This is a genomic window from Paracoccus wurundjeri (assembly GCF_030678915.1).
GTDB lineage: Bacteria > Pseudomonadota > Alphaproteobacteria > Rhodobacterales > Rhodobacteraceae > Paracoccus > Paracoccus onubensis_A.
Genome location: NZ_JAUUTZ010000006.1, coordinates 210115 through 223416 on the forward strand (window position 1 = coordinate 210115; position 13302 = coordinate 223416).

Annotated in this window: 16 protein-coding genes; 14 read left to right on the top strand and 2 right to left on the bottom strand. The window is 60.8% G+C overall.

What is annotated here, in order from left to right:
- The first annotated feature begins 70 nt into the window (after positions 1–70).
- The 14 genes from Q0601_RS08485 to Q0601_RS08550 all read left to right on the top strand — a co-directional run bounded on the left by Q0601_RS08485 (position 71) and on the right by Q0601_RS08550 (position 10670).
- Positions 71–460: a FlgB family protein gene (locus Q0601_RS08485; protein WP_305289092.1), complete on the top strand. Its 390-nt coding sequence runs from the start codon at positions 71–73 to the stop codon at positions 458–460.
- An 11-nt stretch (positions 461–471) separates the two neighbouring features.
- Positions 472–864, top strand: a complete 393-nt coding sequence (gene flgC / locus Q0601_RS08490) for a flagellar basal body rod protein FlgC (RefSeq protein ID WP_305289094.1) — start codon at positions 472–474, stop codon at positions 862–864.
- A gap of 11 nt (positions 865–875) precedes the next feature.
- The gene (gene fliE, locus Q0601_RS08495; RefSeq protein ID WP_305289096.1) at positions 876–1166 is read left to right on the top strand and encodes a flagellar hook-basal body complex protein FliE; all 291 of its coding nucleotides are present in this window, start codon (positions 876–878) and stop codon (positions 1164–1166) included.
- Positions 1167–1174: 8 nt separating this feature from the next.
- Positions 1175–1441 (top strand): flagellar biosynthetic protein FliQ, encoded by a 267-nt coding sequence (locus Q0601_RS08500; protein WP_305289098.1) that lies wholly within the window; start codon positions 1175–1177, stop codon positions 1439–1441.
- 3 nt (positions 1442–1444) lie between these two features.
- Complete coding sequence (locus Q0601_RS08505) at positions 1445–2161, top strand: flagellar hook-basal body complex protein (RefSeq protein ID WP_305289100.1); 717 nt, start codon at positions 1445–1447, stop codon at positions 2159–2161.
- Positions 2162–2172: 11 nt separating this feature from the next.
- Positions 2173–2961: a flagellar basal-body rod protein FlgG gene (gene flgG / locus Q0601_RS08510; RefSeq protein ID WP_305289102.1), complete on the top strand. Its 789-nt coding sequence runs from the start codon at positions 2173–2175 to the stop codon at positions 2959–2961.
- Between the two features lie 20 nt (positions 2962–2981).
- On the top strand, positions 2982–3374 hold the full coding sequence (gene flgA, locus Q0601_RS08515; RefSeq protein WP_305289104.1) for a flagellar basal body P-ring formation chaperone FlgA: 393 nt from the start codon (positions 2982–2984) through the stop codon (positions 3372–3374).
- 43 nt (positions 3375–3417) lie between these two features.
- Positions 3418–4143: a flagellar basal body L-ring protein FlgH gene (gene flgH / locus Q0601_RS08520; protein WP_305289106.1), complete on the top strand. Its 726-nt coding sequence runs from the start codon at positions 3418–3420 to the stop codon at positions 4141–4143.
- Positions 4144–4152: 9 nt separating this feature from the next.
- Entirely contained in the window at positions 4153–4698 is a 546-nt protein-coding gene (locus Q0601_RS08525; RefSeq protein WP_305289108.1) for a flagellar basal body-associated FliL family protein, read from the top strand.
- Positions 4699–4769: 71 nt separating this feature from the next.
- Positions 4770–5741 carry a glycosyltransferase gene (locus Q0601_RS08530; protein ID WP_305289110.1) on the top strand — a complete coding sequence of 324 codons (972 nt, stop codon included), beginning with the start codon at positions 4770–4772 and terminating at the stop codon, positions 5739–5741.
- 80 nt (positions 5742–5821) lie between these two features.
- Entirely contained in the window at positions 5822–7078 is a 1257-nt protein-coding gene (locus tag Q0601_RS08535) for an imelysin family protein (protein ID WP_305289112.1), read from the top strand.
- Positions 7062–8612, top strand: a complete 1551-nt coding sequence (locus tag Q0601_RS08540; protein WP_370656104.1) for a di-heme oxidoreductase family protein — start codon at positions 7062–7064, stop codon at positions 8610–8612. Before Q0601_RS08535 ends, Q0601_RS08540 begins: the two co-directional genes overlap by 17 nt.
- Positions 8612–9595, top strand: a complete 984-nt coding sequence (locus Q0601_RS08545; protein ID WP_305289114.1) for an imelysin family protein — start codon at positions 8612–8614, stop codon at positions 9593–9595. The genes Q0601_RS08540 and Q0601_RS08545 overlap by 1 nt, the downstream gene beginning before the upstream one ends.
- Position 9596: 1 nt before the next feature.
- A complete protein-coding gene (locus Q0601_RS08550) occupies positions 9597–10670 on the top strand; it encodes a DUF1513 domain-containing protein (protein ID WP_305289116.1) in 1074 nt (357 codons plus the stop codon).
- 32 nt (positions 10671–10702) lie between these two features.
- On the opposite strand, the gene Q0601_RS08555 is transcribed toward Q0601_RS08550, so the two are convergent.
- Both Q0601_RS08555 and serA read right to left on the bottom strand, forming a co-directional pair.
- Entirely contained in the window at positions 10703–11443 is a 741-nt protein-coding gene (locus Q0601_RS08555) for a metallophosphoesterase (RefSeq protein ID WP_305289118.1), read from the bottom strand.
- 57 nt (positions 11444–11500) lie between these two features.
- Entirely contained in the window at positions 11501–13090 is a 1590-nt protein-coding gene (gene serA / locus Q0601_RS08560) for a phosphoglycerate dehydrogenase (protein ID WP_305289120.1), read from the bottom strand.
- Positions 13091–13302 lie beyond the last annotated feature (212 nt).

The window sequence follows — 13302 nt, forward strand, 5'->3', positions numbered from 1 at the left end:
CCGCGCATCGAAACGGTTTTTAAACCTCTGCCGGTTAAGACCGGGTTTATCGAGACAATGGAGAACGCCAATGTTCGAAAGAATCGAGTTGATGAGTCTGGTCCGGGCGTCGACCAGCCACGCGGCCCTGCGTAACGCTGTCGTGGCCCGGAATATCGCCAATGCCGACACGCCCGGCTTCAGGGCACGCGATCTGCAACCTTTTGCGGAAAGCTACCGTCAGAACCACACCGCACCACTGCGCCGAACACGCGCGGGCCATATTCCGAACCCGGCATGGTCGCCCGGCCCGGCACGTGAATTCCAGCCTGGAGCCGAGGCTTCGCCCAATGGCAATACGATCTCACTTGAAGACGAAATGTTCAAACTGGCCGAGGTCAAGCGCCAGCACGAACTGTCGGTAGGGATCTACCAATCCGCATTGAACCTGATGCGAACCAGCATCGATCGCCGCAACTGAAGGAACCGGGCATGACAGAACAGATTTCTCCCCTTAAACTCGCGGTGTCCGGCATGCGCGCTCAGGCCGAGCGGCTTCGCTACACAGCCGAGAATATCGCAAATGAGGACACGCCCGGCTATCGCCGCAAGCTGGTCTCTTTCGAAGAAGCGACCAGCTTTGGCCAGCCGACCGGCGAGGTCGAAGCATCGCGCACGTGGCTGGATCAAAGCGAATTGCCCCGGCATTACGATCCCGCCCACCCGCTGGCCGATGAGCAGGGATACTACCTTGGCTCGAATGTCGATCTGATCGTCGAGATCGCCAATTCGCGCGAAGCCAGCCGCAGTTATGACGCCAATCTCCGCGTTTTCGAGCAGACACGGCAGATGAACGCCTCGCTGCTTGAACTTCTGCGTCGCTGAAAGGACCTTTCATGATTTCTTCCTTGAATGCAGCCAATGCCTATTCCTCTGCCCGTCCGGCCATCGCGCCATTGCAGGATGCCGGATCCGGGGACCGGGTCGATATTGGCACCGCCGCACAGGAATTCGCCGAGCAAATGCAGCAATTCGATCAGGCTGCAACCGACGCATTGACCGGAACGACCGGCACGCATGAACTGGTGCAGGCCATAGCGCAGTCACAGCTTGCGATGGAAACCGTCGTCGCGGTCCGGAACAAGATTGTCGAATCCTATCAGGAAATCCTGCGGATGCCGGTCTGAGGCGGAACATGACAGAGCACCTGCTTTTCGACATGATGCGTCAGGCTTTGCTGATCGCAGTCCGAATCTCGGCTCCGATGCTTGGGGTTGCCCTGATCGCGGGCATGGCCATCGGATTGTTTCAGGCATTGACCTCGATTCAGGAAATGACACTGACCTTCGTGCCGAAAGTCGGGCTGATGCTGATCGTCTTCTGGGTCACGATGAGCTTCATGACCACCGCGCTGTCGGATTTCTATACCGACGAAATCATTCCTCTGATCGCAGGAAGCTGAGCCATGGACAACGCGATTTACACCGCACTCACCCGTCAGTCCGGCCTGATGAAAGAGATGCAGATCGTCGCCAACAACATCGCCAATGCGAATACCAGCGGCTTCCGCCGCGAGGGGGTGATCTTCGCGGAACATCTCGCCTCGCTCGATCGTCAGGGGGGGACATTGTCGATGGCCCATGCACGGGGCCGCCTTGTCGATTTACGCCAGGGGGTGCTGACCCAGACAGGCGGCGTTTTTGATCTTGCGGTTGAAGGCGAGGGATTTTTTATGATCGAAACAGCCGGCGGCAACCGGCTGACACGCGCCGGTGCCTTTCTGACCTCCCCCGAAGGAGAGCTGGTGAACCCCGACGGCCACCGTCTGCTGGACGAGGGGCAGGCGCCGATCATTGTCCCGGATGGCGCCGGAGCGATCACCGTCGGACCGGACGGCACCTTGTCCGCAAATGGGCTGCCTTTCGGACGCATCGGGGTATTCGCTCCGCCCGACCCGGTCGAATTGACCCATGAGGGCGGCACCGTTTTCGCCTTCGAAACCGAGCCAGAAGCACTCGAAAATCCAGGCATCCGGCAAGGGTTCCTTGAAGAATCGAATGTTGATCCGGTTTTCGAAATCACCCGGATGATCGAGGTCCAGCGAGCATATGAGCTGGGCCAGACTTTTCTTGACCGGGAAGACCAGCGCATTCGCAGCGTCATTACCGCAATGAGCCGATAAGGAATCAAAGGATGAGAGCACTTCAGATCGCCGCCACCGGAATGAGCGCGCAGCAGACCCGGGTCGAGGTCATCTCGAACAATCTCGCGAACATGTCTACCACCGGCTACAATACCCGTCGCGCCGAATTCGCAGATCTGCATTACCAGCAGGCGACGCGCCCGGGCAGCGTGACCGCTTCGGATGGAACAATTGTGCCCGCTGGTGTGCAGCTTGGCCTTGGGGTGCGGCCGACCGCGGTCAGCGTCATTCTGGCTCAGGGCAGCCCGGTCGAAACCGGCGGTGATCTGGATCTGGCAATTCAGGGTGAGGGTTACCTTGAAGTCACCCTGCCCTCGGGCGCTTCGGCATATACGCGTGACGGAGGATTGAAACGTTCACCCGACGGGCTGATCATCACCTCTGACGGCTATCCGGTGGCGCCCGGAATCACCATTCCGGAGGACGCGAGTTCTATCTCTATCAGCCCGGACGGCGAAATCTATGCCTTCTTCAGCGACCGGCCCGAAGAGCCCGAACTCCTGGGGCAGTTCACGCTGGCCGGTTTCACCAATCAAAAGGGCCTCGAAGCAATCGGTTCGAACCTGTTCCTTGAAACCGGCGCTTCCGGCCCCGCCCGGGTGACGACCCCCGGGCAGGACGGGTTGGGGACGGTCCTGCAGGGATATCTTGAGGAAAGCTCGGTCGATGCTGTCCGCGAGATCACCGAACTGATCAAGGCGCAGCGCGGATATGAGCTTAACGCCAAGGTCATCACCGCCGCAGACCAGATGCTGGGCGCAACCGTGCAGGTCCGCTGATGCGCATCCTGACATGGATAATGGCAGCCCTGCTTCCCCTGCCCTCTCTGGCCGCTGATTTCGTGGCGGCGCGCGATCTGCCAGCAGGTACCGTCATCATCCCGGCGGATCTGCGCCCCGCCGAAAACTCACAGGAGGCCGGCGATCCTTCGCGCTTCATCGGACTGGAAACCCGCGTAACCGTCTATGAGGGCCGTCCCGTGTTGGAAAAGCTGTTACGTGCGCCAACCCTGATCGAACGAAATCAGATCGTGCGGCTGCAATTTCGGCGCGGCGAAGTTTATATCGCAACCGATGGCCGCGCGCTGGAAGAGGGGGGTGCCGGTGATCTGATCCGTGTACTGAACCAGGCTTCGCGCAATACGATCATCGCACGGATCCAGCCTGATGGAACCTTGCATGTCGCCCGATAACTCGTTTTCGCCGTTTCGTTCGTCGGCCCGCAAGGACAATCTCATGAAGAAATCGCTTTTTCTTTGTTTCCTTCTGACCCTCGCTGCATGCAATCGTGTCGGCCATATCGGCCGGCCCCCGGATCTCAGCACCCCGCGCGGGTCCGGCGAATTCGAGGCGATGATCAATCCGCCCCTCGACATTCCCGTGGATTCAGGCCGCCCCGAAGCCTCGGCCTCATTATGGCAAGGGGCACGTTCATCGTTGATCCACGACCGCCGGGCATCTGCCCGGGGCGATATCCTGACGGTCGTCATCAAGATCGACGACCGGGCGGAAATCAGCAACAGCTCGGGGCAGTCCCGAAATGCGTCGGAAGATCTTTCGCTTCCGGATCTTGCGGGCATTCCCCAGCGCCTGGCCCCGAAACTACCCGAAGGCGCAAGCTTCGACGAGCTTGCACAGCTTGATTCGTCGTCAAGCTATCGCGGAGCGGGAAACATCTCCCGGCGCGACAAGCTGACGCTGCGAGTTGCCGCCACGGTCATCTCGACCCTGCCCAACGGCACGCTTGAAATCGAGGGATCGCAGGAAGTCCGGGTCAATAACGAATTGCGTGAATTGACGGTGAACGGTTTTGTTCGGCCCGCCGATATCGGCCGCAACAACGAGATTGATTACGACCGTATTGCTGGCGCGCGCATCTCTTACGGCGGGCGCGGTCATATCACCGACGTGCAACAGCCGCGCTACGGTCAGCAAGTAACTGACATCCTTTTACCATTCTAAGGTCCGCCAATGCTGAAAAAGATTCTCATGATCCTTGTGCCGCTGATCGCTTTCGCTGCGGGTGCCTTTGGCGGTTTGCAACTGAAACCCGACAAAGAGATATCGCAGGCCGGTCATGGCGGCGGTGAACATGGCAGCCACGCCGAACCGGAGGATGAGCACAGCGATAGCGGGCAGATATCCAGAAAACATGATGGCTACCATGATGCAAACAAGCAGGCCGCCAAAGAGCCGCCCCAAACCTTTACCTTTCCAAGCCAGTTCTTCGTACCTTTGGTACGGCGCGGAGACTCGGACGGCATGATGATCATGACGATATCTCTGCAAACCACCCATGAGGAACTCGAGCAACTGGCCCAGCAGGAACATCGGCTAAGGGATATCCTTCTGCGCCAATTGCTGATCATCGCCAACACCGGGGGCTTTGACGGCAATTTCACGACCGAAGGACGCCAGCGATCCCTTCGCAGGGCCTTGCTCGAGGCGCTTCAGAAAAATTTCGGCGAGAATGTCACCGGAATCCTGATCGAGGACATCGCCCGGCAGGACACATAAACGGACAGGCCCGCTTGCAAGCCCGGGCAAGGCACGGCAACACTGGGATATCGACCCCAAACCGTGCTGTCATGTCCCGTTCCGAACACGTTACCCTTCTACTGGCCAGCTATCAGGGCGAGGCCTATCTGAAGCAGCAACTGACCAGCCTTGCCGCGCAAAGCCATTCCGATTGGTCGCTGATCGTCGGGGATGACGGTTCCCGGGACGGAACAGCGGCGATCGTAAAGGAATTTGGGGCAACGCAGCCAGCCGGACGGGTCACCATGATCAAGGGACCGCAAGCGGGTGCAACGCAGAATTTTCTGAACCTGCTCGAAGCCGCCCCCTCCGGGACCGCCATCGCTTTTTGCGATCAGGATGATATCTGGCTGCCACACAAGCTTGAACATGCTCTGGAATTTCTGCGGAAGACCGACGGACCCGCACATTACGCCGCCAGAACGATCATATGCGACAGCGATATGACTCCGTTGACGAATTCACGCCGGTTCGCGCGCCCGCTGGGCTTTCGCAATGCATTGGTTCAGGCCTGCATGGCAGGCAATACATCGGTCTTCAACCCGGCAGCCGCCGAATTGCTGAAAGCCGCTGCTTCTGCGGCACGCGCCACGCGGATATTATCGCATGACTGGTGGGCCTATCAGATCACCTCTGGCGCGGGCGCCGAGCTGTATCACGATCCCCGTCCCGTTCTGTACTACCGGCAGCACGGCAGAAGCGAGGTCGGCCGTAACGATACGCTTCGCGCCATGGCGGCACGTGCGGCAAAGCTTTTTGCCGGTGATTTCGGCGAATGGCTGGCACGCAATCATCAGGCGCTTCGGGATTCTCCCATATCGTTTAACAGTGAAAACCGTGATCTTCTGGACCGTTTCGAAGACGTGCTGACCATGCCGGGACCGAAGGCCGCTAGGCAGATCGGCAGGCTTGGGCTTTATCGGCAAACCCGGCCGGGAACCATTGCCCTGATTGGCGCCGCGCTGGCCGGACGGTTACGCACGGGCAGGCCGGCAGATCATGAAAGGCATTGTCATGATTGACTTTTCTTAGGTATTTGATCAGGAATAAGATGACCGGCTATCCGCAAAAGCGGCACGGCCTGCCAACAGGAGAGTTCAAAATGAAAACCACCTTTATCGTCGCCTCGCTGGCCTGCTCGGTTGCATTGCCGTCCTTCGCCGGAGAGCCCGAAGTCACCGCGACTTATATCGATATCGCTCATGCCGCCTATGAAGACAGCCTGATCAAGGCTAAGGAACTGCAATCCGCCGTGGACGCCCTGCTGGCCGAACCGTCCGAGGATGCTCTGAACGCCGCCCAGGATGCATGGATCGCCGCGCGGGTACCCTATATGCAGACCGAGGTCTACCGGTTCGGAAACCCGATCGTCGACGAATGGGAGGGCAAGGTGAACGCCTGGCCGCTGGATGAGGGCCTGATCGATTATGTCGACGCATCCTATGGAGGAGCGACCGATGAAAACGAATATGCAGCCTTGAACGTCATCGCCTCACCAAGCTTTACCCTTTCGGGCGAAGAGGTCGATGCGAGTGAAATCACTCCGGAACTTTTGTCAGAGACGCTTCAGGAGGCGGACGGGATCGAAGCGAATGTCGCCACCGGCTATCATGCCGTGGAATTCCTGCTATGGGGGCAGGATCTGCACGGCACCGAAGCCGGCGCGGGCGAACGGCCATGGACGGATTATGCCACGGATGACCAATGCACCGGCGAGAATTGCGACCGCCGCGGCGCTTATCTGAAGGCTGCCACCGATCTTCTGGTCAGCGATCTGGAATGGATGGTCGCCCAATGGGCAGAGGGCGGAGAAGCCGCCGAGGGGCTGAAAGCCGATCCGAAGGCCGCGATCTCGGCCATGCTGACCGGCATGGGCAGCCTGTCCTATGGAGAATTGGCGGGCGAGCGGATGAAGCTGGGCCTGATGCTGAACGATCCAGAGGAAGAGCATGACTGTTTCTCGGACAATACCCATGAAAGCCATTTCTACGACGGGATCGGCATCCAGAATGTCTGGCTGGGCAAATATACCCGCGTCGATGGCAGTGAGGTCAGCGGCGAATCCCTGCATGATCTGGTCGCCGAAGCCGATCCCGCCGTTGCCGATGCGGTCACGGACGGCATCTCGTCTTCCGTGAACAAGCTTCAGGCGATCTGGGATGTGGTCGATACAGGTCAGGCCTATGATCAGATGCTGGCCCGCGACAATGCGGAGGGCGAAGCACTGATCATGGCGGCCGTCGATTCACTGGTCGCACAGACCCGGGAAATCGAACGTGCCGTCAATTCGCTGGGATTACAGGAGATCGGGTTCGAAGGCTCGGACAGTCTCGACGATCCTGATGCCGTGTTCCAGTAAGTATCTGGCGGCGATGGCGATGCTGATCGGCATCGCCGCTCCTGTCGCGGCCGATGCCCCTGCCCTGACCGACCTGCATCTGTCTATTGTCCCACGCAGTCCGGATGAGGCAAAGCGCATCTCTGCCGTTACCCGGCTGACCGATGATTTCTCGGCGCCCGAGAAATTCGAAGCGAAACCGGCAGGCGCGGCGACCGTGCGTCTGCGCGATGACGCGGATGCGTTTTCGCTGCCGTCCGGGAATATTTCCTTCGAAGGCGAGCTTGATTTCAAGGTCGGAAACGGGCTGTTCCGCAAATTATGGGTGTCCTCGCCCTCTTCCACGCAGGCATCGGACGGGCTTGGCCCGCTTTACAATTCGCGCGGTTGCCAGAACTGCCATCTCAAGGACGGTCGCGGACATCCGCCCGGACCGGATGAGCGTGGCGGCTCGATGTTCCTGCGATTGTCGGTTCCGGCGAATGATGCCGCAACAACCGAAATCGAGGAATATCTGGCCGGTCTCGGGCATGACATGGCGCGCACCCGCCCCGATCCGGTCTATGGCGACCAGTTGCAAGAGCTTTCCGTGCAGGGAATCCCTGCCGAAGGACGAATGCGGATCAATTATACCGAAACCACCGTCAAACTTTCGGGCGGCGAGACGGTGAAACTGCGCAAACCCACCTACGCTATCGACGGTTCCGCCTATGGTCCGCTGCGCGACGATCTGATGATCAGCCCGCGCGTCGCACCGCAGATGATCGGGCTGGGATTGCTGGAGGCCGTGTCCAGCGATGATATCCTGGCGCTTGCCGATTCCGACGATGCGGATGGCGACGGAATTTCCGGGCTTGCGCAGATTGTGTGGTCGTCACGGTTTGACGCGCCGATGCTGGGCCGTTTCGGCTGGAAGGCCGGGAAGCCGACGATCGAAGAACAATCGGGAAGCGCCTTTTCGGGTGATCTTGGCATCTCGAATCCGTTGCATCCCGCAGCCTGGGGCGATTGCAGCGAAACTCAGACCGCCTGCCGCAGGGCGCCGCATGGCGACGGCGACGCACGGGGGACCGAGATCGATACCGAGGGGCTTGATCTCGTCACCTTCTACAGCCGCAATCTGGGTGTTCCGCCCCGTCGCGATCCGGGCAACCGTCAGGTTCTGCGCGGCAAGCAGGTCTTCTACGATACCGGTTGCGCCGATTGCCATCATCCGAAATTCGTCACCGCCCGGCTGACGGACCGTCCCGAGCAAAGCTTTCAGCTGATCTGGCCCTATACCGACATGCTGCTGCACGATATGGGCGAGGGGCTGGCCGATAACCGGCCCGAAGGTCTGGCGAATGGCCGCGAATGGCGGACTGCGCCACTGTGGGGCATAGGCTTGACGAAACAGGTGAACGGGCACAGCCTGTTCCTGCATGACGGCCGCGCCCGTTCCCTGCTGGAAGCTATCCTGTGGCATGGCGGCGAGGCCCGGACCGCGCGCGACAAGATCGTCAGAATGCCACCCGAAGACCGTGTCGCCCTGATCCGATTTGTGGAAAGCCTGTGATGCGCAAATTCGCCCTTCTTCTCGCCCTGCTGCCGCTACCTGCCGTTGCGGGAATTCAGGAAACCATCGACACGCATATCATGCCCGCGGCCGAAGCGTTTTCCACGGCCACGAAAGCGCTGGCCGACGCGGCGGCGGAGGATTGCACCGCCAAGGCATTGCATCCGGATTATCAGCATGCATTCGACGCATGGATGGGCCTGTCGCATCTGAGTTTCGGGCCGCTTGAGACCGAGGGGCGCGCGCTGGCGATCGAATTCTGGCCCGATCCACGGGGCATGGTGGCCCGCACTGTCGGCGGAATGATTGCTGATGCCGATCCGGCCGTCGACGATCCTGTGCAATTCGCCACTGTCTCGGTCGCCGGGCGCGGCTTCATGGCTCTTGAACAGCTGCTTTATGACGATGACCTGTCGGCTTACGGCCCGGATGATTACACCTGCCGCTATGTACAAGCGATCAGCGGCGATCTGAACCGCATGGCTGGCGATATCCTGGCCGACTGGTCCGATCATGCCAGGTTGATGACCGGCGCCGGCGCAGACGGGAACACGCATTACCTGTCGGAAAGCGAAGTCACGCAGACATTCTACACCGCCCTGCTGACAACGCTTGAATTCGACGCAGATCAGCGGCTTGGCCGCCCGCTGGGCACATTCGAGCGCCCGCGCCTGACCCGCGCAGAAGCCTATCGATCCGGGCGTTCGCTAAGAAACCTCAGTCTGTCGCTTTCCGCATTGCATGATCTTGCCGGAACCATGTTCGGGGCCGACATGCCGGTGACCGATCGCAGCTTCGCAACCGCGCTGGAAACTGCCGGCTCGCTTGACGATCCGATATTCGCCGGAGTCGAAGAGCCGCAATCCCGGCTCAGGATCGAGATCCTGCAACAGCAGGTCCATGCCGCCCGCGAAGCCGTCAGTGCCGAGATCGGCGGAGAGCTGGGGCTTTCGGCAGGGTTCAATTCCCGAGATGGAGACTAGAATGCGCCGCCGCAATTTCCTTGCCGCACTTCTTGCAGGTTCCACCGTTCCGCGCCTGTCATGGGCCGATGCAGGCAGCCCCGCCATCCTGGGCGCGGCACGCGAAGCGGATGGCGGCTATGCCCTGTTCGGCATCGCGGCGAACGGAGACGACTGTTTTCGCGTTCCCCTGCCTGCTCGCGGCCATGCCGCCGCCGCCCATCCAACCGCACCCGAGGCCGTGGCCTTCGCCCGCTCGCCGGGAAATTTCGCCGTGGTGCTGAATTGTGCCACCGGCGTGGTGCTGGCGCGGTTGACCGCACCCGAGGGGCGGCATTTCTACGGGCATGGCACCTTCATCGCGGATGGCGACATCCTGTGCACCTCTGAAAACCATTTCGAAACCGGACAGGGGCGTATCGGCCTGTGGTCGCGCAGCGAGGATTGGCGACGCGTGGGAGAAATCTCGACCCACGGCATCGGACCGCATGAGATCAAGCATCTGCCCGGGGATATCCTGGTCGCCGCGAATGGCGGCTATCGCAACCATCCCGGCAGCCCCGGCGTCAAGCTGGACGTGCCGGACATGCGCCCCAATCTCGCCTATATCCGCCCCGATGGCGAATTGCTTGAGAAAGTGGAACTCGGCGAGGATCTGCGCCTGAACTCGATCCGCCATATCGCGCTTGGCCGCGACGGGCTTGTCGCTTTCGCGATGCAATGGCAGGGCGATCCGGCGCTTGGAATGCCGTTGATGGGGGTGCATCGCCGTGGCGAAGCCACCGTTCTGGACCAGATGCCGGTCTTCGAAGCCATGGCGATGAAGGGTTATGCCGGCTCGATCGCCTTCAACGCGCAACGGACCCATGTCGCAATCAGCTCTCCGCGCGGCGGCCGGGTGCAGATATTCGACGATACCGGCCGCCACTTGCGCAGCATCGCGCGCGAAGATGTCTGCGGGATCGCTCCGGCGGCGCAGGGGTTCTTTCTGTCGGACGGGCTGGGCGGGCTGATAGAGACGGGTGAAACCATGCGGCCACTGGCAAAATATCCGGGCCGCTCATGGGATCATCATCTGGTGCCGGTGATGGCCTGACCGGCATCGGGCAGGCAACCGGGGCCCGCGCGTCATTGCTCTGCGGCGATGGCCTGTGGCAAAAGCGGCAGACGGCCCTCATCCGTCAGCAGCTCAACGCCGTCTTCCCCGATCACGACAGCGCAAAGCGGCCTGCCATAGGCGGCCCCGCCGTCGATATTCAGGCGGTTACCGTAATGCGTGGCGGTCCGGATTGCCGTATGGCCGTGGACGATCAGCGGCCCGTGATCAACCGTGCTTTCAAGAAAGCCCTTGCGGATCCAGACCAGATCCAGCTCGATCTGATCCTGCAGATCGACTCCCGGACGAATCCCCGCATGAACCACCAATGCCCGGGGATGCAGATACCAAAGCGGCAGGGAAGACAGGAATTCGGCATGCGCAGCCGGCACCGCCCGCACCGCCTCTGCATGCAGCCGGTCGCGCGGCAAGCCGATATCGACACCGTAAGAGGCAAGCGTCGCATCCGCCCCCAGTCCCGGATGATCGATCCAGTGCCGGGGCGAGCTTAGCCCCGGGTCGATCCAGTCCGGCTGACGCAGGAAATTGGGCAGGAAACGGTCGTGATTGCCGCGCATCACGATCCAGGGCCGTCCGGCCTTCCGCCCCAGGGACAGATATTCCACAACACCCCGCGAATCCGGCCCCCGGTCGATCAGATCGCCGACATGCGCAATTACCGCATCACGCCCACCGTCGCAAAAAATGCGCTCATGCGCATCTTTCAGCAGGTCCAGTTGACCATGAATATCACCGATAGCGTATAGGCGCATGTTACCCCGCCAGATGGATTCCGCATGGCAATGCAATGTCACCATGCGGAAGATTGCTCAGATTTCGAATTTCAGCCGACGGGCCTGAAGGAACTTGCCGGTATTCTGCAACGCGGCCAAAGCTTCGTCGCTGATCGCCTCGTCCAGATAAAGGATCGCGATGGCATCCTCACCCGTGGATGCGCGGCCAAGAGTGAAGTTGGCGATATTCACGCCCAGATCACCCAGCGTCCCGCCAAGCGCACCGATGACGCCCGGCACGTCCCTGTTGCGGGTATAAAGCATATGCTCGCCCACCTCGGCATCGATATTGATCCCGCGGATCTGGATGAAACGCGGCTTGCCGTCACTGAATACCGTGCCTGCGATGGAACGCTCGCGCTCGGCGGTCACGACAGTCAGCTTGATATAGCCCTCGAACACACCGGCCTGATCCTGCCGCGTCGTGGCAACCTGAATGCCGCGATCCTTGGCGATGACCGGAGCGGAAACCGTGTTCACATCCGGATTGGTCGCCTTCATCACACCGGCAATGACCGAGGCGTTAAGCGCGTTCAGATTCATCTCGGACACGACGCCGTCATAAAGCACATTGATGGCACGGATCGGCTCATCGGTCATCTGACCGACAAAGGCGCCCAAGTGACCAGCCAGCCTGATCCACGGCCCCATGACGGCCGCTTCCTCGGCAGTGACAGAGGGCATGTTCAGCGCATTCTGCACCGCGCCGGTCAGCAGGTAATCCGACATCTGTTCGGCCACCTGCAAGGCGACATTCTCCTGCGCTTCGGTGGTCGAGGCGCCCAGATGCGGCGTCACCACGACATTGGGCAGATTGAACAGCGGGCTTTCCGTAGCAGGCTCCACCGCGAAGACATCGAATGCCGCCCCGGCCACATGCCCGGCTTTCAATGCCTCTGCCAGAGCCTCTTCATCGACCAATCCCCCTCGGGCGCAGTTGATGATCCGCACACCCGGCTTCAGCTTGGCGATGGCTTCGCGGGACAGAATGTTGCGGGTCTTGTCCGTCAGCGGCACATGGAAGGTAATGAAATCCGATTTACCCAGCAATTCGTCCAGTTCGACCTTCGTCACGCCAATCTCGGCAGCGCGCTCTTCCGACAGGAAGGGATCATAGGCCAGCACCCGCATATGCAGCCCAAGCGCCCGGTCAATTACGATCGCGCCGATATTTCCGGCACCGATCACACCAAGGGTCTTGTTGAACAGCTCGACCCCCATGAACCGGCTTTTCTCCCATTTCCCGGCATGGGTCGAAACGCTTGCCTCCGGCAATTGCCGGGCCACCGCGAACATCATCGCAACGGCGTGCTCGGCGGTGGTGATGCTGTTGCCGAAAGGCGTGTTCATCACGATCACACCTTTTTTCGAAGCCGCCGGAATATCGACATTATCGACCCCGATCCCGGCGCGCCCCACCACCTTCAGCTTCTCCGCCTGTCTCAGCAGCTTTTCGGTCACCTTGGTGGCCGAGCGGATCGCCAACCCATCATATTGCCCTATCACCTCGGCCAGTTTTTCCTTGTCCTTGCCCAGATCGGGCAAGTAATCCACCTCGACCCCGCGATCACGGAAGATCTGCACGGCGGTTTCCGACAATTTGTCGGATACGAGAACCTTCGGCATATCTGTTATCCTTTTGTAATGATGCGTCACGCCCTTTTTGCGCCGGTCGCATCTTCTTCTTTGTCCAAATACCTTCGGGAGGGGTGCGGGGGGGGGGGGGCCCCCCCCCCCCCGGCCCCGGGGGTTTTTGTGGGGGAGGGGGGGGCGGGGGGGCGCCCCCCCCCCCCCCCCCCCCCCCCCCCCCCCCCCCCCCCGCCCCCCCCCGCCCCCCC